General features: G+C 70.4%; 20 protein-coding genes. 12 read left to right on the top strand and 8 right to left on the bottom strand.

Annotated elements, in window-relative coordinates:
* Positions 1-10: 10 nt before the first annotated feature.
* Positions 11-1,579, bottom strand: coding sequence for an NCS1 family nucleobase:cation symporter-1 (locus tag BLV96_RS28225; RefSeq protein ID WP_086679078.1), 1,569 nt, complete (start codon positions 1,577-1,579; stop codon positions 11-13).
* Between the two features lie 241 nt (positions 1,580-1,820).
* Between BLV96_RS28225 and BLV96_RS28220 the strand changes: the two genes are divergently transcribed.
* From BLV96_RS28220 to BLV96_RS28205, 4 genes are all read left to right on the top strand, one after another.
* Complete coding sequence (locus BLV96_RS28220; RefSeq protein WP_211293425.1) at positions 1,821-2,492, top strand: response regulator transcription factor; 672 nt, start codon at positions 1,821-1,823, stop codon at positions 2,490-2,492.
* Positions 2,489-3,469 (top strand): HAMP domain-containing sensor histidine kinase, encoded by a 981-nt coding sequence (locus BLV96_RS28215; protein WP_086679076.1) that lies wholly within the window; start codon positions 2,489-2,491, stop codon positions 3,467-3,469. Before BLV96_RS28220 ends, BLV96_RS28215 begins: the two co-directional genes overlap by 4 nt.
* A 355-nt stretch (positions 3,470-3,824) precedes the next feature.
* On the top strand, positions 3,825-4,040 hold the full coding sequence (locus BLV96_RS28210; RefSeq protein WP_143051032.1) for a hypothetical protein: 216 nt from the start codon (positions 3,825-3,827) through the stop codon (positions 4,038-4,040).
* Entirely contained in the window at positions 4,037-5,533 is a 1,497-nt protein-coding gene (locus tag BLV96_RS28205; protein WP_086679088.1) for a DUF4153 domain-containing protein, read from the top strand. Before BLV96_RS28210 ends, BLV96_RS28205 begins: the two co-directional genes overlap by 4 nt.
* Positions 5,534-5,704: 171 nt before the next feature.
* Here BLV96_RS28205 and BLV96_RS28200 read toward each other — a convergent pair whose 3' ends face one another.
* From BLV96_RS28200 to BLV96_RS28190, 3 genes are all read right to left on the bottom strand, one after another.
* A complete protein-coding gene (locus BLV96_RS28200; RefSeq protein WP_086679074.1) occupies positions 5,705-6,550 on the bottom strand; it encodes a helix-turn-helix domain-containing protein in 846 nt (281 codons plus the stop codon).
* A 69-nt stretch (positions 6,551-6,619) separates the two neighbouring features.
* Complete coding sequence (locus tag BLV96_RS28195; RefSeq protein ID WP_167379755.1) at positions 6,620-6,952, bottom strand: SSI family serine proteinase inhibitor; 333 nt, start codon at positions 6,950-6,952, stop codon at positions 6,620-6,622.
* A 58-nt stretch (positions 6,953-7,010) separates the two neighbouring features.
* Positions 7,011-8,645: a PucR family transcriptional regulator gene (locus tag BLV96_RS28190; protein WP_086679072.1), complete on the bottom strand. Its 1,635-nt coding sequence runs from the start codon at positions 8,643-8,645 to the stop codon at positions 7,011-7,013.
* Positions 8,646-8,777: 132 nt separating this feature from the next.
* On the opposite strand from BLV96_RS28190, the gene BLV96_RS28185 reads away from it, so the two are divergent.
* Together BLV96_RS28185 and BLV96_RS28180 are read left to right on the top strand one after the other, a co-directional pair.
* Positions 8,778-10,268 (top strand): CoA-acylating methylmalonate-semialdehyde dehydrogenase, encoded by a 1,491-nt coding sequence (locus BLV96_RS28185; protein ID WP_167379754.1) that lies wholly within the window; start codon positions 8,778-8,780, stop codon positions 10,266-10,268.
* Between the two features lie 68 nt (positions 10,269-10,336).
* On the top strand, positions 10,337-11,188 hold the full coding sequence (locus BLV96_RS28180; RefSeq protein ID WP_086679070.1) for an aldo/keto reductase: 852 nt from the start codon (positions 10,337-10,339) through the stop codon (positions 11,186-11,188).
* Here the strand turns inward: BLV96_RS28180 and BLV96_RS28175 are convergent.
* From BLV96_RS28175 to BLV96_RS28160, 4 genes are read right to left on the bottom strand one after another with little or no spacing between them, the layout of a single operon-like run.
* Positions 11,185-11,676 (bottom strand): hypothetical protein, encoded by a 492-nt coding sequence (locus tag BLV96_RS28175; RefSeq protein ID WP_086679069.1) that lies wholly within the window; start codon positions 11,674-11,676, stop codon positions 11,185-11,187. The two genes, BLV96_RS28180 and BLV96_RS28175, sit on opposite strands and share 4 nt — an antisense overlap.
* Positions 11,673-12,869 (bottom strand): hypothetical protein, encoded by a 1,197-nt coding sequence (locus tag BLV96_RS28170; RefSeq protein WP_086679068.1) that lies wholly within the window; start codon positions 12,867-12,869, stop codon positions 11,673-11,675. Before BLV96_RS28170 ends, BLV96_RS28175 begins: the two co-directional genes overlap by 4 nt.
* The gene (locus tag BLV96_RS28165) at positions 12,866-13,183 is read right to left on the bottom strand and encodes a type VII secretion target (protein WP_086679067.1); all 318 of its coding nucleotides are present in this window, start codon (positions 13,181-13,183) and stop codon (positions 12,866-12,868) included. The genes BLV96_RS28170 and BLV96_RS28165 overlap by 4 nt, the downstream gene beginning before the upstream one ends.
* A complete protein-coding gene (locus BLV96_RS28160) occupies positions 13,183-13,551 on the bottom strand; it encodes a YbaB/EbfC family nucleoid-associated protein (RefSeq protein ID WP_208608338.1) in 369 nt (122 codons plus the stop codon). Before BLV96_RS28160 ends, BLV96_RS28165 begins: the two co-directional genes overlap by 1 nt.
* A 240-nt stretch (positions 13,552-13,791) precedes the next feature.
* Here BLV96_RS28160 and hrcA point away from each other — a divergent pair, with 240 nt between their 5' ends.
* From hrcA to ybeY, 6 genes are all read left to right on the top strand, one after another.
* On the top strand, positions 13,792-14,814 hold the full coding sequence (gene hrcA / locus BLV96_RS28155) for a heat-inducible transcriptional repressor HrcA (RefSeq protein WP_086679065.1): 1,023 nt from the start codon (positions 13,792-13,794) through the stop codon (positions 14,812-14,814).
* Between the two features lie 31 nt (positions 14,815-14,845).
* Positions 14,846-16,012: a molecular chaperone DnaJ gene (gene dnaJ, locus BLV96_RS28150; protein WP_086679064.1), complete on the top strand. Its 1,167-nt coding sequence runs from the start codon at positions 14,846-14,848 to the stop codon at positions 16,010-16,012.
* A gap of 3 nt (positions 16,013-16,015) precedes the next feature.
* Entirely contained in the window at positions 16,016-16,768 is a 753-nt protein-coding gene (locus tag BLV96_RS28145; RefSeq protein WP_086679063.1) for a 16S rRNA (uracil(1498)-N(3))-methyltransferase, read from the top strand.
* Positions 16,769-17,163: 395 nt separating this feature from the next.
* Positions 17,164-17,526: a histidine triad nucleotide-binding protein gene (locus tag BLV96_RS28140; RefSeq protein WP_086679062.1), complete on the top strand. Its 363-nt coding sequence runs from the start codon at positions 17,164-17,166 to the stop codon at positions 17,524-17,526.
* 86 nt (positions 17,527-17,612) lie between these two features.
* A complete protein-coding gene (locus BLV96_RS28135) occupies positions 17,613-18,686 on the top strand; it encodes a PhoH family protein (protein WP_086679061.1) in 1,074 nt (357 codons plus the stop codon).
* Entirely contained in the window at positions 18,683-19,243 is a 561-nt protein-coding gene (gene ybeY / locus BLV96_RS28130; protein ID WP_086679060.1) for an rRNA maturation RNase YbeY, read from the top strand. The genes BLV96_RS28135 and ybeY overlap by 4 nt, the downstream gene beginning before the upstream one ends.
* The last annotated feature ends 5 nt before the right edge of the window (positions 19,244-19,248 follow it).

Genomic DNA, 19,248 nt, shown 5'->3' with positions numbered 1-19,248 from the left:
GGACTCCTTGTCACCCGTCCACCGCTGCTGGATCAATCCGGCTCGGACGACGCTCACTGAACTCCTCCTTCTGCGTTGCGGACACGGACAGGGCGGCGAAGACGACGAACGCGCCGACGAAGCCGACCACCCAGTTGTAGTCGTAAAGGGGCTTGAGGAACGGGATCAACCCGTCCGCGGGGAACGGACCAGTATTGGCGGCACTGTAGGCGCCTCCTACTGCTAGTAGGGCTCCCACCAGCGTCGCGACCAGCGCACGCCAGTTCCAGCCACCGCTGAACCAATACACCCCATCGGGTGTGTAGAGGTCCTTCAGGCGCAGCTTCGTGCGGGCGATCACCCAGTAGCCGGCGACGAGCACCCCGGCGACCGCGCCGAGCAGGCCGCCGTAGAAGCCGAGCCAGGCGAAGATGTAGATGTTCGGGTCGGAGTACAGCCGCCACGGCTGGATCAGGATGCCGATGACGCCGGTGATCCCGCCGCCGACCGCGAACGTGATCCGCTTCGGGAACGCGTTCGAGAAGTCGTAGGACGGGCTGACGACGTTGGCCGCGAGGTTCGCCGAGATCGTCGCCAGCACCAGCGCGACCAGCGCGACGACGACCACGACCGGGCTGGCGAACTTGTCGGCCAGCTGCGCCGGGTCCCAGATGTCCTCGCCGTAGAGCACGTGCCCGCCCGACGTCGTCAGGATGGCCACGATCGCGATGAACGTCATCGTCGTCGGCAGGCCGAGGATCTGGCCGCGGACCTGCTTGCGCTGGCTGCCGCCGAAGCGCGTGAAGTCCGGCATGTTCAGCGACAGCGTCGACCAGAACGCGATCATCGCCATCAGCGCCGGCGCGAACACCTTCCAGAAGTCCGGGCCCCAGCCGAGCTTGCCGCCGTCGGACAGGATCGGGCCGAGCCCGCCCGCCTTGACCAGCACGTACCCGAGCATGATCAGGAAGCCGACGGACACCAGCGGCGCCGTCCAGTTCTCGAACCGGCGGACCGCCTCCATGCCGCGCCAGATGATGAGCATTTGCCCGATCCAGAAGACCACGAAGGACAGCCAGAGCGTCCAGTGCTGCCCGGCGATCTCCGGCGCGTCGCGCCACCACGAGCCGAGCAGGCGCCCGAGGATGACGTAGATGGCCTCGCCGCCGACCCACGTCTGGATGCCGAACCAGCCGCACGCGATGAACGCGCGCAGCAGCGCGGCCAGGTTGGCGCCGCGCAGGCCGTAGAACGCGCGGGCGAACACCGGGAACGGGATGCCGTACTTCGTGCCGGCGTGGCTGTTGAGCAGCATCGGGGCCAGCACGATCAGGTTGCCGATCGTGATGGTGATCAGCGCCTGCACCCAGTTCATGCCGAGCGCGATCAGCGACGCGGCCAGGGCGTAGCTGGGGATGTTGTGGGCCATCCCCATCCAGAGCGCGAAGTAGTTGTAGGTGGTCCAGGTCCGCTTTTCGACCGGGACGGGGGCCAGCTCCTCGTTGAAGAACCGGCTGCCTTCGAGAGACCTGACGTCGGCGGGGTCGAGCTCGACCCGGCCGTCGTCGTGCACGCGCTGGTCTGCGGGTGTCGGCGCCATTGCGGCATCCTGCGCGCCTGGTCAGCGCCGGGGCAACGGCAGTCTGTTCACTCTTCGCTGATCAGGAGTGCAGTCTGTCGATTGCGCGAACGGGCTTCCGGGTGCATGACCTGCGTCACACATCCGGGTGAAACGAACCGGCAAAGCGGGTGAAACGTCTCCACAGGATCTTCACACTTCGCGCGAACCGTCTCCACCGGGGGTGCATAGGGTCGTGGCCATGGAACTGGGTGGGCGGAAGGTGCTCGTCGTCGAGGACGACGTCACGATCGCCGCGTCGATCGCGGCCCGGCTGCGGGCCGAGGGCTTCACCGTGGACGTCGCCCACGACGGGCCGGCGGCGGTCTCGGCCGACGCGTCCGGGGAGCCGGACCTGGTGGTGCTGGACGTGATGCTGCCGGGGTTCGACGGCCTGGAGGTCTGCCGCCGGATCCAGGGCCGCCGTCCGGTGCCGGTGCTGATGCTGACCGCGCGCGCCGACGAGACGGACATGCTGGTCGGGCTGGGCGTCGGCGCCGACGACTACCTCACGAAGCCGTTTTCGATGCGGGTGCTCACCGCGCGGGTGCACGCGCTGCTGCGGCGGGTCGAACGTTCGTCGTCGGTGGCGGGCACGCGGATCGTGCTGGGCGACCTCGAGATCGACGTCGACCAGCGGCGCGTCGCCCGGGCGGGCGTCGCGGCGCAGCTGACGCCGATCGAGTTCGACCTGCTGGTGCACTTCGCGCGGCGGCCGCGGGTGGTGCAGCCGCGCGAACGGCTGCTGTCGGAGGTGTGGGACTGGGACGTCCACGGCACGTCGGCGGGCACCCGCGCGGTGGACAGCCACATCAAGGCGCTGCGGCGGAAGCTCGGGGCGGACCTGATCCGGACCGTGCACGGCGTCGGCTACGCGTTGGAGGCGGGATCGTGAACTTCGTGCCGCGGCCACTGGACCGGATCCGGTCGATCAAGCTGAAGCTGGCGATCCTGATGGTCGCCTCCGGCGGCGTCGCGTTCGCGTTCTTCAACTGGCAGATCGGCTGGCTGCCGCCGAAGACGACGATCACGGCGATGGTGCTGGCGCTGGTGTTGTCGCAGGTGCTGGCCCACGGCATGACGCGGCCGCTGAGGGAGATGACGGCGGCGGCGCGCGCGATGGCGAAGGGCGACTACACGCGCCGGATCCGCGCGACCACGCGGGACGAGGTGGGCTCGCTGGCGTCGGCGTTCAACCAGATGGCGGGGGACCTCGGAGACGCGGACCGGCAGCGGCGCGAGCTGATCGCGAACGTGTCCCACGAGCTGCGGACGCCGATCACGGCGTTGAGCGGGGTGCTGGAGAACCTGGTCGACGGGGTCGAAGACGCCGATCCCGCGACGTTGAAAACGGCGCTGCAGCAGACCGAGCGCTTGGCGACTTTGGTGGACGAGCTGCTGGACCTGTCGCGGCTCGACGCGGGGGCGATCCCGTTGCACAAGACTTGTTTCGCGCTTTCTTCGTTGCTTTCCTCGGCCGTCTCGGAGGCGGCTTTGGTGCGCGGGGTGACTTATTCGGTCTCGGTTTCCCCGCCGGACGCTTCGGTCGTCGCCGACCGGGGACGGCTGTTCCAGGTGGTGGCGAACCTGCTGGAGAACGCGGCCCGCCACGGGCCGGCGGGTGGGTCGGTCGAGGTGTTCGCGGAGGTCCGGCCGGGCGAGGTGCGCATCGACGTTTGTGACGAGGGGCCAGGGATCGCGCCGGCCGATCGGGTGCGGGTTTTCGAGCGGTTCACGCGGGGGGAGCGCTCTTCTGGTGGGGGGACCGGGTTGGGGTTGGCGATTGCCCGGTGGGCTGTGGAGTTGCACGGCGGGACTATTGAGGCTGTGGGGGCTGGGAGCCGGATCCGGGTGACCTTGCCGACCGGGTAGGTCCGACTCGATGGCATGAACGGGTCGTTCATGTCGCCAGGCGGCATGAACGGGTCGTTCATGAGCTTCCCGTGGGTGCCGGGGTGTCTTGAATGAGTCATTCGGGACCTCTGGGGACCTGAATGAGTCATTCGGGACGTTGGACGCGGCGGGTGTTCGCCGGTTGGTGTTGCCGCGAATGACTCATTCGCGGCGTGGGAGGTCCCGAATGCGTCATTGGCGACCCTCCCGGAATCGGTCGTGCCTATTTGCGAATGTGAACGAGAGTTGAGGACGATGCCGAAGAGCAAGATCGGTGAGCCGGGCGAAAAAAAGCGCGTGCCGCGGGGTAAGCGGCCGGCGGGAGGTGATCGCGGTGGCGACCGGACCTCGCGAGCGACTGGAGGCGATCGAGGAGGTGGTCTGGCCGCGCGGGTGGCCGGAGGTGGTCGCGGGGGCGACCGGGCTGCGCGGGTGGCTGATGGTTCGTGGGCGGCTGGAAGTGTTGGCGGGGGCGAGCAGGCTGCGCGGGTGGCTGATGGTTCGCGGGTGGCCGGCGGTGGTCGCGGGGGCGACCGGGCCGCGCGGGTGACCGGAGTCGGCCCATCTGCGGCCGCATCGGGTGGTGGCGTGGCCGTTGCCGGCCCTCCCGTCCTCCTTCGGCAGCTGCCGCCGCCGAAATCCGCCGTTGTTCCGCTGCCTCCCGCCGTTCTCCCCGCCGCCGGTCTTGCCGGGGTCTGCGCCGCCCTCGTCCTGCCCGTCGATCGGCCCGGGGTCGGGTGGCTGCTCGCCGGACTGGCCGTTGCCGCCGCTGTCTTCGTTGCCGATCGGCGGTCTCGGGGCGGCCCCGGCTCCTTCACCTGGGGCAGTGCGGGCTGGGCCTTTCTCGCCCTCGCGCTGCTCGGGATGGGGACCGTGCGGGCGTCCGGGTGGCTGTTCGTCCTCTGCGTGCTCGGCGCCGCCGTTGCCGGGTCGCTGGCCGTCGTGGGGAAGCGGACCGTCAACTCCGTCTTCTACGACATGCTCGCCGTCCCGCTCGAAGCCCTGAAAGCCGTTCCGTGGGCCGGCCGCGGCGTCGGACGGTTCGCCTCCCGGCGCGACGGCGTCGCCCGGCGGATCGCCCTCGCCGTGCTCGCCGCCGCTGTGCTCGTCGCCGTCTTCGTTCCGCTGCTCGCCAGTGCCGATGCCGCTTTTGCCGCCGTTGTCAGCGCTGTCGTTCCCGATCTCAGCTTCGACGTTCTCGTGCGGTGGTGCTGCGTCTTCGTCGTCGCCGCGTTGCTCGTCGCCGGGGCCTGCTACTTCCTCGCCGCTCCAGCGCATCGCGCCGGCACCGAGAATCCACAAAGGACCAAATACGGTCTGGAGTGGACGGTCCCGCTCGTCGTTCTCGTCGTGCTGTTCAGCGTTTTCGTCGGCGTCCGGCTGGTCGTGCTGTTCGGGGGCACCGAGTACGTCCTGCGCACGAGCAACCTGACGTCCGCCGAATACGCGCGCGGCGGCTTCTGGCAGCTGTGCGCCGTCACCGTGCTGACCCTGGCGATCGTCGCCGCGGCGCTGCGGTGGGCGCCGAACGTCACGAAGGCCGACCGGCTCCGGCAGCGCGTCCTGCTCGGGGCGCTCAGCGCGCTCAGCCTGGTGCTCGTCGGGTCGGCGTTGAGTCGCATGTGGACGTACCAGGAGGCGTACGGGTTCACGGTCCTGCGGCTGCTCGTCGAGGTCTGCGAACTGTGGTTCGGCGCGGTGTTCGTGCTGGTGGGCGCGTCGCTGGTCAAGCTCCGCTCGACGTGGCTGCCCCGCGCGGCGATCGGCACCGCGGCCGCGGCGCTGCTGGTGCTGGCTGTTCTCGACCCCGAACGGCTGATCGCCGACGCCAACCTCGACCGCGCCGCCGCCGGCAAGCCCCTGGACCACCGGTACCTGGCGGGGTTCTCGACCGACGTGGTCCCGGTGGTGTCGGCCCGGCTGCCGGAACCCCTGCGGACGTGCGTGCTGCGCGAGGTCCTGGCCGGCGACACCCCGGACGGCTGGCCGGCGTGGAACCTCAGCCGCGCGAGCGCCCGCGAAGTGACGCTGGGCACCTGCTGAACCACCGGCGCACGCGGTGCGTAGTTAAAAGCAATGCGCGGAAGCCACCGGGCCGTCGTGGGGGCGCCCCGGCGGCTTCCGCGCGCCCAGTCGAAGGTTGCTGCTTTCGGGTGGTAACGCAGAGTGGGCGGGTGCGAAGACCTTGCTGTAGCAGATTTGCGACAGCGCGATTCAGGTCTCGAGTTCGACGATGACGGCATCGATGAGGTGCGCGGAGTCCGGTTCGCTCAGGGCAAGGGAAGCCAGTGTTTCGATGGCCTTCCGGTAGTCGGCCACGTTTGGTTCGTCGTAGAGGTAGCCGCTGCCGCGATAGTGCTCCAGGTAAACGATGGGTGGCAGGTCCGCGTAGTCGAAGATGATGAACGGTCCGTACAGGCCCGGGTGGTAGCCGATGGCGTTCGGCACGATCCGCACCGAGAGGTTGTGCAACTGCATGCGCGAGCGCAGGTAGCGGAGCTGCTCGGCCATCACGGCCGGGCCGCCGATGTTCTGGTGAAGCACGGCTTCGCCGAGCAGCACCCGGCACGGCAGGGGGTTCTGGCCCGTCAGCAGCTCGCGTCGGGCGAGCCTGACCATCACCACGTTCTCGACATGGGACTTCGGATGGGCGGTGGCGGCGAAGATGGCTCTTGTGTACGCGGGAGTCTGCAGCATGCCGGGGACAAGACCGGGACTCCAATCGACCATGCCGACGGCTGATCGCTCGTAGCTGACGTAGGTGGTCAGCAGCGTAGGACCGTCGAGGTCGGCCTGGTTGAGCCAGTTGGGATCGTTGGCGTAGCGAGCCAAGTTGAAGAGCCGTGCTCGTTCGTCAGGACCGACTCGCAGTACGCCGAGGATCGTGGCCAGCTCTTCGAGCTTCGGCACCCGCTTGCCGCTCTCCCAGTTGGAAATGTTCTGCGGCAACATCTCGGTCAACCGGCCGAGTTCGCGGACCTTGAGGTCGCGGGCCAGTCGGGCGCTCTTCATGCCGAAGCCCAATGCGCGGGCCCAAGGCGTGGCGAATGGTGGTGACATGGGCACAGCCTGCCCACGCGCAGGCTGTGCCCAGTCGGGCGACCGGCCGTTTCCTGTAGCGGACGCGCGTCAGAACGCGAAGACGTCGTCCGAATCCCGGTCCGCTTCACACCGGTTCGCGTACGTCATCCGGTACGACACCGGCTTTCCGCGCCACGTGCCGACCGCCGTCACGTCGACCGGGGCGTAGATCAGCGTGCACATCTGGTGGCGCGACTGGATGCGCGAAAAGTCTCCGCCGGCACTCTGCAACACCGCGCATGCCTTGTCGTGCTTGGGATGGGTGCCGCCCGCCGGTTCGCACGTCAGGACCACCGAGCCGATCCGGTTGGCCGTGTCGTGGGTCGTGAGCTGCAGCGTCGACGCCGGCGGTTGCGCGGGTGCGAGGCAGCTCAAGCTCATCAAGCAGGCTGCGAAGGGGAGTAGGGCCATATCGGTTCCATCGGCAGCCCGGGGTCGATCACTGTGCTCCACGTCCGGGTGAGTCTTCTTCGCTCGACCGAGTGAGGTCCCACGCCAGCAAAGCGACGTAGAGCGAAAGCATCGACTCCGGGTCCTCCAGCCGGACACCCAGGACCTGCTCGATCCGGGCGAGCTGCTGGTAGTACGCCGTCCGGGAGGTGTGCGCCGCCGCGGCCGCCGCCGACTTGTTGCCGCCCTGCTGGCAGTAGTGCCGCAGCGCCTGGACGAGCCGGCTGCCCGACGCCACGTCGCGCTGGATCAGCGGCCCGAGCTCGCGCGCCGCGAACGCCGTCACGCGCTCGTCGTCCGACAGCAGGTGCAGCAGGCCGCGCAACCGCACGTCGGACAGCCGGTGCAGCACCCGCTCCGACCCGGTCCCCAGCGCGGCTGCCGCGACCTGACCGGCTTCCAGGAGCGTCCGGCCCGCTTCGGCCGGCGAAAGCACCGTGGTGCCGACCGCCAGCACGCCCGGCGCACTGGCCCGAGCCTCGTGGACGTCGGTCGCCAGCCGGTGCAGCACGGTGTCGGCGTTGGCCTCCGGCGACAACGCGATCAGCGCCCGCACGCCCAGCTCGTCGGTCGCCACCAGCGCCGACACCTTCGCGCGGCGCGCCGCCAGCACCGTCGCCTCGGCCAGTTCGCGCAGCACCGGCGGCGTCGACAGCGCGGGCCGGGTGCCGGCCAGCCGCGGCCGGACCGCCAGCCCGACCAGCTGCCGCCCGGTCAGCGGCACGGCCAGCGCCGAGGCCCGCGCCAGCAGCTCCGCCGACGGCGCCGGTGACGCGAGCAGCTCGTTGAGCACCGCGCGGTGGGCCTGGCGCTCCAGGCCGTCGGAGTCCTTGGCGACCAGCCGGTGCACGGCCAGCGCGGACGCGGCCCGCTCGGCGACCACGCGGTGGCGGTGCGGCGGCGGGTCGGCGCAGACGACCACGAGCCGTCCCCAGTCGTGCCCGCGCGCGCCCACGACGGTCACCAGCCAGCCCGAACCGGGGTGGTAGCCGGTCCTCTCGCCGAGCTGCACCACCCGCGACCGGGACGGCCAGCCGGTGAGCAGCTCGCCCGGGTCGGTGCCGGCGGCGTCGTACGCGAGGACCTCGTGCGACAGCGTCTCCAGCACCACCGGCTGCTCGGTCAGCCGCGCGACTTCCCCCAGGACGACGCCGGGTTCGGCGCCCGCGACCGTCAGCGCGGTGAACGTCTCGTGGACGCGCTCGGCGGCGCGCAGCTCGGCGACCTGGGCGTCGACGATCTGGCCGTTGACCGCTTCGGTGACGCTCACGTACCGCGTCTCGCGCGAGAGCGTCACCAGCGGCAGGCCGTGCTTCTCGGCCGCCTCGACCAGCGCGGCGGGCAGTTTGTCGCTCCAGTGCCGGACCAGCTCGATCACCAGGCCGGCGGCGCCGACCCCGGCCAGGTCGGCGACGTAGCGGGCGAGCGCCGGGCCGTCGTCGGGCAGCGCGACGCCGGTCGTCAGCACGAGCTCGCCGCCGCGCAGCAGGTGCGCGATGTCGGCGACTTCGGCGACGTGCGCCCAGCGCACCGGCGCGTCGAGCCCGGCCGTGCCGGCGACGACGTGCGGACGGCCCTGGCGCAGCACCGGCAGCGCGAGCACCTCGGCGACGGTCGGGTACATGGCTCCTCGGGTCTGATCGGCAGGCACAGACTGTACGGCCGGGACGGTGAGTCCGTACACGTTGTCGATGGCGTTGGCGTGGCGACCGCCCGGAGACTCTGGTTGATGTCCCCGACCGAAGGAGCGCGCGCCGTGACCGACCGCATCAGCCACTGGATCGACGGCAAGCCGTTCACCGGGACCGCCGACCGCTCGGGCGAAGTGTTCGACCCCGCCACCGGGCAGGTGCGGGCGCACGTCGACTTCGCGGGCGACACCGAGGTCGAAGCCGCCGTCGCCGCGGCCAAGGCGGCGCTGCCGGGCTGGCGCGGGACGTCGCTGGCCGGCCGGACGCGGGTGCTGTTCGCCTTCCGCGAGCTGCTCTCGGCGCGCAAGCACGAGCTGGCGAAGATCGTTACGAGCGAGCACGGCAAGGTCGAGTCCGACGCGGCGGGCGAGGTCGCGCGGGCGATCGAGAACGTCGAGTTCGCCTGCGGCGCGGCGCAGCTGCTCAAGGGCGGGTTCAGCGAGAACGCGTCCACCGGCGTCGACGTCTACTCGATCGCGCAGCCGCTCGGCGTGGTCGGCGTGATCTCGCCGTTCAACTTCCCGGCCATGGTGCCGCTGTGGTTCGTCCCGAACGCGCTGGCCTGCGGGAACACCGTCGTGCTCAAGCCGAGCGAGAAAGACCCGTCGGCCGCGGTGTTCATCGCCGAGCTGTTCGCCGAGGCCGGGCTGCCCGCGGGCGCGCTGAACGTGCTGCACGGCGACAAGGTGGCCGTGGACGGGCTGCTGACGCACTCCGACGTCAAGGCGATCTCGTTCGTCGGGTCGACGCCGATCGCGCGCTATGTCTACGAAACCGGGACCGCGCACGGCAAGCGCGTCCAGGCGCTCGGCGGCGCGAAGAACCACATGGTCGTCCTGCCGGATGCCGACCTCGACCTGGCCGCGGACGCCGCGGTGTCGGCCGGGTTCGGCTCGGCGGGGGAGCGCTGCATGGCGGTGTCGGTGGTCGTCGCGGTCGACCCGGTCGGCGACGCGCTCGTGGAGAAGATCACCGAGCGGATGTCGAGGTTGAAGGTCGGCGACGGCCGCGACCCCTCGTCGGAGATGGGTCCGCTGGTCACCAAGGCGCACCACGCGCGCGTCGCGTCCTATGTGGACGCCGGGGTTTCCGAAGGCGCGTCGCTGGTCGTGGACGGCCGGGGGATCGAGGTGTCCGGCGACGGTTTCTGGCTCGGCCCGACGCTGTTCGACCACGTCCGCACGGACATGTCGATCTACACCGACGAGATCTTCGGCCCGGTGCTGTCGGTCGCGCGGACGGCGTCGTACGACGACGCGCTGGAGCTGATCAACGCGAACCCGTACGGCAACGGCGTGGCGATCTTCACCGGTGACGGGTCCTCGGCGCGGCGGTTCCAGAACGAGGTCGAGGTCGGGATGGTCGGGGTGAACGTCCCGATCCCGGTGCCGGTGGGGTACTACTCGTTCGGGGGCTGGAAGGACTCGCTGTTCGGGGACAGCCACGCGTACGGGCCGGAAGGGTTCCACTTCTTCACGCGGACGAAGGTGGTCACCTCGCGGTGGCCGGACCGATCGCACGCGGGTGTGAACCTGGGCTTCCCGCGCAATTCCTAAGCCGGGGAATCGTCCGCGGGTCCGCCGGGTTGGCACCTGGGGACCCGCGGACGACGTTAGGAAGAGGAATGAGCGCGAAGAACTCCGGCACCTTCACCATCGGCGGCGACCTCCCGGTCACCCGGCTCGGGTACGGCGCCATGCAGCTCACCGGGCCTGGTGTGTGGGGCGACCCGAAGCACCCGGACGAAGCCGTGCGGGTGCTGCGGCGCGCGGTCGAGCTGGGCGTCACCCTGATCGACACGGCCGACGCGTACGGCCCGTTCGTCGCCGACCTGCTCATCAAGAAAGCCCTGCACCCCTACGCCGACGACCTGGTCATCGCGACCAAGGCCGGCTTCACCCGGCAGGGACCGAACCAGTGGATCCCGGTCGGGCGGCCCGAGTACCTGCGCCAGCAGGTCGAGCTGAGCCTGCGCAACCTCGGCGTCGACCGGATCGATCTGCTGCAGCTGCACCGCATCGACCCGAAGGTGCCGGTCGCCGAGCAGGTCGGTGAGCTGAAGAAGCTGCAGGGCGAAGGCAAGATCCGGCACATCGGGCTGTCCGAGGTCAGCGTCGGCGACCTCGTCGAGGCGCAGAAGACCGCCGAGATCGTGTCCGTGCAGAACCTCTTCAACCTCGCCAAGCGCGACGCCGAGCCGCTGCTGGAGCACGCCACCGAGCACGGGATCGCCTTCATCCCGTGGTTCCCGCTGGCCACCGGCGCTCTGGCCGGCGCCGACAGCCCGCTGACCGCGCTCGCCAAGGAGCACAACGCCTCGCCGTCGCAGCTCGCGCTGGCCTGGCTGCTCAAGCGGTCGCCGGTCGTGCTGCCGATCCCGGGGACGTCGTCGGTCGCGCACCTCGAGGACAACGTCGCCGCCGCGGACATCGAGCTGACCGACGCCGAGTTCGACGCCCTGAGCAAGGCGGTCTAGGCCGGCAGGACGTTGATCAGCACCTTCGACCGCGGTGCGATCAGCACCGTGTTGACCCGGTCCGGCCGGATCCGCTCGCGGAGCTCGCGCTCCAGCGGGTAGGTCCGGCCGCCCGTTGTCAGGTAGTAGTGCTCGTTGTAGCCCTGGCTGAGCCGGGTGGAGAGCGCGATCGGGTGGTCGCCGCCGGGCCGTTGCCTGCCGAAGTCGTGGGTCCAGCCCGTGGTCGCGACCAGCTGACCGCTCCACACGTCCGCCAGCCGGCGCCAGCAGACGAACGCGAACCAGGCGGTGATCGCCAGGATCGGGACGAGGGTGCCGAGGACTTCGGCAGCGGTCTCCGCCACGGCGGCGAGCAGCACCGCCACCACGAGGCCGGCGACGACCAGGACGGCCGCGACCCAGAAGTTGAGGTCGAGCAGTTTTCCCCGTTGCGAGGGGTGGAGCCGGCCGTGGCGGTTGGCCGGCTCCACCTCGGCCTGCTCGATCACTCGGCCTCGCCTTCGGGGTGTTCCTTCTCGTAGGCCTCCCGGCCTTCGTGGTAACGGTCGATCTGTTCGTTCTCCTGACGGCGGCCCTCGGTCACGACACCGACGGTGTCCGCGGTGCTCCACCCCGGATAGCCGCCGGCCTTCTGCCACTCCGCCGGCTTGAGCGCGCTGCGGCCGTCCTCCGAGTACTTGTCGCCTAGGCCTTCGACCTTTTCGCGGCCGGGGACATGTGACTCGGCGGCGTCGCTCCAGCCCTTCGCCGTCTCTTCGGCGGACTTCGCTTCCTTGCCCGCCTGCTTCAGCTCGTTGGCCTTCCGCTCGATGCCCGCGGCCGCGTCGACGCTCTTGTCCACGAGCTTGTCGACGCCCTTGCCCACCTTCTTCAGCGCGTTCGCCGCACCTTCCAGGGCCGCCTTCGACTTGCCCGCGCCCTTCGCCAGGCTCTCCAGCTTCTCGACGACCTTCGCGATGCGCGTGCTGATCTTCTCCGCGAGCACCCCGCCTTCGATGACCGTGTCCGCGATGAACGCCGCGACCGTTCCCCCGAAGGTGCACCACGACGCCGCCAGCGCGGCCACGGCCTTGACGATCAGCTCGCCCACGAACGACGAGATCATGTCGCGGATCAGCCCGCGCTCGGTGCCGACCAGCGCGGCGCCGACGTTCATCGCCGTCGACGCGTCCCCGGCGTGCGAAGCGGCGCCGCGCAGGACGCTCACGTAGCTCTCCGCCGTCCGCTGGTACGCCTCGGCGGAGCCGCAATCGCTGAACGACTGCCCGACCTTCGCCGCCTGCCGCTCGTAGCTCTCGGCCGTCTCGGTGAGCGACTTGGCGATGTTCGTCCAGGTCACGGCCTTCGCGGTGACGGCCTCGGGCTTGCCGGCGAGCTTGTCGAGGCCGTCCTTGAGGAAGCTGATGTGCTCGATCAGCCAGCCGACCCCGGCGCTCGCGAGGGTGCCGAGGGGGTCCATCGCCGCGCCGAGCAGGTCGAGGGCGTCGGTGCCGACGTCCATCGCGAGGTTGCCCCAGTCGCCGTTTCGGGCGTCGGTGAGCGTCGACGCGGCGTCGCTGAAGATGCCCGCGCCGCCGGTCTGGGCGTTGACGTTGTCCAGCTCGCCCTTCGAGCCGTCGCCCATGCCGCTCCAGAAGCCGCCCGGCGACTCGGCCGTCGCGACCAGTGCGTTCTCCGTCATGCCGGCAGCTCCTTGCCGATGCCCTCGATCAGGCACTTCGTCTTTTCTTCGTGGTCGCGGAACGCCGTGTGCGCGGTCTTGACGCGGTCGGCGACGTCGTGGCCGGCCTCGACGGCCGCGTTCAGGAAGCCGTCGGCGCTGTCCACCCAGGCCTGGATCGGCACCGCGAACACCTGCCCGACCAGCCCGAAGGCGTCGAAGTCGAGCGCTTGGGCGCTGCCGGCGGCGTCGACCGCCTCCTGCACCTTGCCGGCGATCTCGCGGATCTCGTCCTCGTGGCCGCCGAGGACGTCGAAGTCGACCTTCATCGCCATCACCGCTCCCGGCGCAGGATCGGGCCGCCGAAGTCGTCGTCGGCGGGCGGTTTCGGTTCGGCCGCCGACGGTGCCGGAATTTGTTCCCGGAGGAATTCCATGGCGTCGCTGCCGGCCCCGATCACCGGCGTCATGATCGCGGTCAGCTGCTGCGCGGCGTCGAGCTGAGCACGTTTCGCGGCAGCGAGGACGACTTGAGCGAGCCGGGCGCGGGGGATCTCGTCCGCGCGCGGGCCGAACGTGAGTTCCTGCAGCGCACCGGCGGTGTTGACGGTGACCGTGACGGCTCCGTCGGGGCTCGAGGCGGTCGCCGAGACGCGCTCGAGCCGCGCTTTCGCCTCGGCCGCGCGCCGGGCGATTTCGGGCATTCCGGCCGAAGCGGGTTCAATTCGGTTCACGGCGACCTCGGAAGTCGGGGAAGGGCATGCGGATCAGAGGCAGCAAACCGCTTTTCGGTTCCCGTCTCAAGCCGGGAATTCATTTCGAGAACCGCGCATGGGAATTCGTTTGTGTGCCCTTTACCCGGCCGGGACGGCCCGGGTTGAGCACGACCGGCTCAGGCTTCCGTAAACTCAAGGTGAGCAGCGAGCGAGGTAGGTGAGGAAACGGTGGCCAACGCGGATGAACGCCGCTTCGACGTGCTGCGCGCGATCGTCGCCGACTACGTCTCCAACCAGGAGCCCGTCGGGTCCAAGGCGATCGTCGAGCGGCACAACCTCGGGGTATCCAGTGCCACCGTGCGCAACGACATGGCCACCCTCGAGGAAGAGGGCTACATCACCCAGCCGCACACCAGTGCCGGCCGCGTGCCCACCGACAAGGGCTACCGGCTCTTCGTCGACCGGCTCTCGGAGATCAAGCCGCTCTCCACCGCCGAACGCAAGGCGATCACCACCTTCCTCGACAGCGGTACCGACCTCGACGACGTCCTCAAGCGCTCGGTCCGGCTGCTCGCGCAGCTGACCCGGCAGGTCGCCGTCGTGCAGTACCCGATGCTGACCAACGCCAAGGTGCGCCACCTCGAAGTGGTGCCCCTCACCCCGGCGCGGCTCATGCTGGTGCTGATCACCGACAACGGCCGCGTCGACCAGCGCACGGTCGACCTCGGCGACGTCGTCACCGAAGAGGACGTCGCCCGGCTGCGGACGGTGCTCAACACCGCCATGTCCGGCCGGCGGCTCAACGACGCCGCCGCGCGCGTCGCCGAGCTGCCCGACCAGGCGCCCGGCGAGCTGCGGGACGCGCTCATCCGCGTCACCACGGTCCTCGTCGAGTCGCTGGCCGAGCACCCCGAAGAACGCCTGGTCCTCGGCGGGACCGCGAACCTCACGCGCAACGTCGCCGACTTCCCGGGTTCGCTGCGCCAGGTCCTCGAAGCCCTCGAGGAACAGGTCGTCGTGCTCAAGCTGCTGGCCGCCGCGCGCAACCCCGGTGCGATCACGGTGCGCATCGGTGAGGAAAATGAGGACGAGCAGATGCGCAGCACCTCGGTCGTGTCGATCGGCTACGGCCAGGACATGGTGCTCGGCGGCATGGGGGTGGTCGGCCCGACCCGGATGGACTACCCCGGCACGATCGCCGCGGTGCGCGCGGTCGCCAACTACGTGGGGCAGATCCTGCACGGCCGCTGAGCCGGGCAGAGCAGAAGGAGAAGCGAAGACGGTGGCGAGGGACTACTACGGCATCCTCGGGGTGGCGAAGAACGCGAGCGATCAGGACATCAAGCGCGCGTACCGGAAGCTGGCCAGGGAGCTGCACCCCGACGTCAACCCGTCGGAAGACGCGCAGCACAAGTTCGGCGAGGTCACGACCGCCTACGAGGTGCTGTCCGACCCGCAGAAGCGCAAGATCGTCGACCTCGGCGGCGACCCGATGGACGGCGGCGCGCGCGGTGGGGGCGGTGGCGACCCGTTCGCCGGCTTCGGCGGCCTCGGCGACATCATGGACGCCTTCTTCGGCGCGGCCGGCGGGGGCGGCGGGCGCGGGCGCGGGCCCCGCAGCCGCGTCCAGCCCGGCTCCGACGCCCTGATCCGGCTCGGTCTGTCCCTCGAGGAGTGCGCCACCGGGGTCGACAAGGAGATCGCCGTCGACACGGCGATCGTCTGCGACCTCTGCCGCGGCGCCGGCACCAGCGAGGGCACCTCGGTCAAGACGTGCGACACCTGCGGTGGCGCCGGCGAGGTCCAGTCCGTCCAGCGGTCGTTCCTCGGCCAGGTCGTCACGGCCCGCCCGTGCCCGGTCTGCCGCGGCTTCGGCGAGGTCATCCCCGACCCCTGCCGCCAGTGCGGCGGCGACGGCCGCATCCGCGCCCGCCGCAACGTCACCGCCAAGATCCCGCCGGGCGTCGGCGACGGCATGCGCATCCGCCTCTCCGGCCAGGGCGAGGTCGGCCCCGGCGGCGGCCCGGCCGGCGACCTCTACGTCGAGATCGACGAGACCCCGCACGAGGTCTTCGTCCGCCAGGGCCACGACCTGCACTGCAACTTCCGCATCCCGATGACCACCGCCGCCCTCGGCGCCACGGTGCCCATCTCGACGCTGGTCGACGGCGACTACGAACTCGACATCGAACCGGGCACCCAGCCCAACGCCGAGCTCGTGCTCACCGGCAAGGGCATGCCGCGGCTGCGGTCCTCCGGCCGCGTCGACGGCCGCGGCGACCTGCACGTCCACATCGACGTCCAGGTGCCGACCAAGCTCGACGAAGCCCAGCGCGAGCTGCTGGTCGAGCTGGCCCAGCAGCGCGGCGAAGAAGCCCCGACCCTCGCGTCGAACGGCAGCAAGCACGGCGGCCTGTTCGGCAAGCTGCGCGCCAAGAACCACCGCTGACCCGTGCCCGACACCACCCTGCCGGTCTTCCTCGCCTCCGCCGTGCCCGCCTCCGGGCGCACGGTGCTCGACGGCGAGGAAGCCCGGCACGCGGCCACCGTCCGCCGCCTGCGCGCGGGGGAGCGGCTCGTGTTGTCCGACGGCGCGGGCGCAATGGCCCGCTGCGTCGTCGAAGCCGTCCAGCCCGGCCGCGACGCCGCGCTGACGCTGTCGGTCGAGGAAAGCTGGACCGAGGACCCGCCCGCCCTGCGCGTCGTCCTCGCCCAGGCCCTCGCCAAGGGCGACCGCGGCGAACTCGCCGTCGAGCTGGCCACCGAGGCCGGCGTCGACGCGATCGTCCCCTGGCGCGCCGCCCGCAGCGTCGCCAAGTGGGAAGACGGCGGCCGCGGCGAGAAAGCCCTCGCCCGCTGGCGTGCGACCGCTCGTTCCGCGGCCAAGCAAGCCCGCCGCGCCCACGTCCCGGAAGTCACCGAGGCCGTGACCACCGGCGAGCTCGCCGGGCTGGTGGCGACGATGTCCCTGGCCGTCGTGCTCGAATCCGACGTCCCGGACCGCCTCGCCGATCTCGAACTCCCCGACACCGGCGACGTCCTCCTCGTCGTGGGCCCCGAAGGCGGCATCACCGACGAGGAGCTCACCACGTTGCGCGAAGCCGGCGCCCGGGCCGTCCGCCTGGGGACGACCGTCCTGCGCACGTCCACCGCCGCGGCCGTCGCACTGGGCGCGCTCGGCGCCCTGACCACCCGGTGGCGGTGAAAAGATCACCGGAAAAAAGAACCCCGATTTTGCGCCCAGTTATGGCGCGATCACACTCCGACCCGTTACTCTCGTTTACTAACGCACCACGCACCGTTCCGGACCGTCACGGTCCGAACCGGGTGGCGCGCCACTGGGAAGTTACAAAGCTCCGCCGGGCACCTCCCCCCTCGGTCCGGCGGCCGCCGCGGTGGCGGTAGATCGACCCCCAGGGTCTACCGCTCCGCGGCCCCTTCCTCGCTTCGCTTCGGTCGTTGGCCGCTTCGCGTTCGTTGTGTCTTCTGGGGGTCAAACCCCCAGACCCCCAGCCGGGGGCTTCGCCCCCGGACCCCCCGCGGCTTTCGCTCGGTGCCTGTTCGTGGCGCGTCTTCCGTTTGTCGGTAGGGTCTCTCCTCATGAGTGAGGACGAGACTCTCTTCGAGCGGATCATTGCCGGTGAGATCCCCGCTGATGTCGTCTACCAGGACGACACCACCTTTGCCTTCCGGGATATTCGGCCGCAGGCGAAGGTCCACGTCCTCGTCGTGCCCAAGAAGCGGTACCGGAACCTGGGCGAGCTTGCCGCCGGGGATCCTCAGCTGCTGGCCGATGTCGCGCTCACCGCGAGGAAGGTCGCCGAGCTCGAAGGCGTCCTCGAGAGCGGGTATCGCGTCGTCTTCAACACCGACTCCGATGCCGGGCAGACCGTCTTCCACGTGCATGCCCACGTTCTCGGCGGGGAGCCTCTCGGCCTCTTCGGGGCTCCTCAGGAGGACTAGGGAAACCGGCCTGCGTTCTGTCGGTGGGTGCCAGTAGCATCGGTGGGGTCCGTTCTCCCTCACCGAGAAAGCAGGCCTGAGGCCACGTGGCCGGAACCGTACCGGGTGGTGCCGCCCGACCCGACGTCCCCGGGGACGTCGCCAAGACCGAGGATGCCTCCGTTCAGGCTGCGCAGTCCCGGTTCCCCATTCCCGATGCCGCCGCCCTCAGCCTGCTCGGCTCCCGCGACGAGAACCTGCGGGTCGCCGAGGAGCTCCTGGCCGCCGACGTGCACGTGCGCGGCAACGAAGTCACCCTGACCGGCACCCCGGCCGACGTCGCCTTCGCCGAACGCGTCTTCGCCGAGCTCGTGCAGCTCGCCGGCGGGGGCCAGCAGGTCGGCCCGGACACCGTCCGCCGCACCATCGGCATGCTCTCCACCGGGGACGCCTCGCCCGCCGAGGTCCTCAGCCTCAACATCGTCTCCCGCCGCGGCAAGACCATCCGGCCCAAGACGCTGAACCAGAAGCGCTACGTCGACGCCATCGACAAGCACACCGTCGTCTTCGGCATCGGCCCCGCCGGCACGGGCAAGACCTACCTGGCCATGGCGAAGGCCGTCCAGGCGTTGCAGGCCAAGCAGGTCACCCGCATCGTGCTGACCCGCCCCGCCGTCGAAGCCGGCGAGCGCCTCGGCTACCTGCCCGGCACCCTCAACGAGAAGATCGACCCCTACCTGCGGCCCCTCTACGACGCGCTGCACGACATGGTCGAACCCGAGTCCATCCCGCGGCTCATGCAGGCCGGCACCATCGAGATCGCGCCGCTGGCCTACATGCGTGGGCGCACGCTCAACGACGCCTTCATCATCCTCGACGAGGCCCAGAACACCACGCCCGAGCAGATGAAGATGTTCCTCACCCGCCTCGGCTTCGGGTCCAAGATCGTCGTCACCGGCGACATCACCCAGGTCGACCTGCCCAACGGGCAGCGCAGCGGTCTGCGCGTCGTGCGTGACATCCTCGGCTCGGTCGACGGGCTCCACTTCTCCGAACTCACCAGCCAGGACGTCGTCCGGCACAAGCTCGTCGGCGACATCGTCGACGCCTACGAGAAGTGGCAGGCCGTGCAGGACGCGCAAGAACAGCAGGGCAACGGCTGGAAGGGCACCCGGCGGTGAGCATCGAGATCGCCAACGAGTCCGGCGTCGACGTCGACGAGACGTCCATCGTCTCGGCCGCCCGCTACGCCCTCGACAAGATGGAGGTCAGCCCGCTCGCCGAGCTGTCCATCCTGCTGGTCACCCTCGACGTCATGGAAGACCTCCACGAACGCTGGATGGACCTCCCCGGCCCCACCGACGTCATGGCCTTCCCCATGGACGAGCTCGACTCCAGCCGCCGCCCCGACGCGCCCGACGCGTCCCCGGCGCTGCTCGGGGACATCGTGCTCTGCCCGGCGTTCGCCAAGGACCAGGCCAAAACCGCGGGCCACGCCCTGATCGACGAGCTGCACCTGCTCACCGTGCACGGCTGCCTGCACCTGCTCGGCTACGACCACGCCGAGCCCGCCGAGGAACGCGAGATGTTCGCGCTCCAGAAGCGGATCCTCGGCGAGTACCAGGACGCCGTCGCCGCGCTGCAGAAGCAGGACGCCCAGCGCAGCTCCGACGACCGCGTCCTCGGCTTCGCCGGGCTCGACGCCGGCGCCGAACCTCCCGCCGGGGAAACGCCCTAGGCGTC

It is taken from the genome of Amycolatopsis pretoriensis (assembly GCF_900107925.1).
GTDB lineage: Bacteria > Actinomycetota > Actinomycetes > Mycobacteriales > Pseudonocardiaceae > Amycolatopsis > Amycolatopsis pretoriensis.
This window is presented reverse-complemented; position numbering and strand designations above follow the sequence as displayed.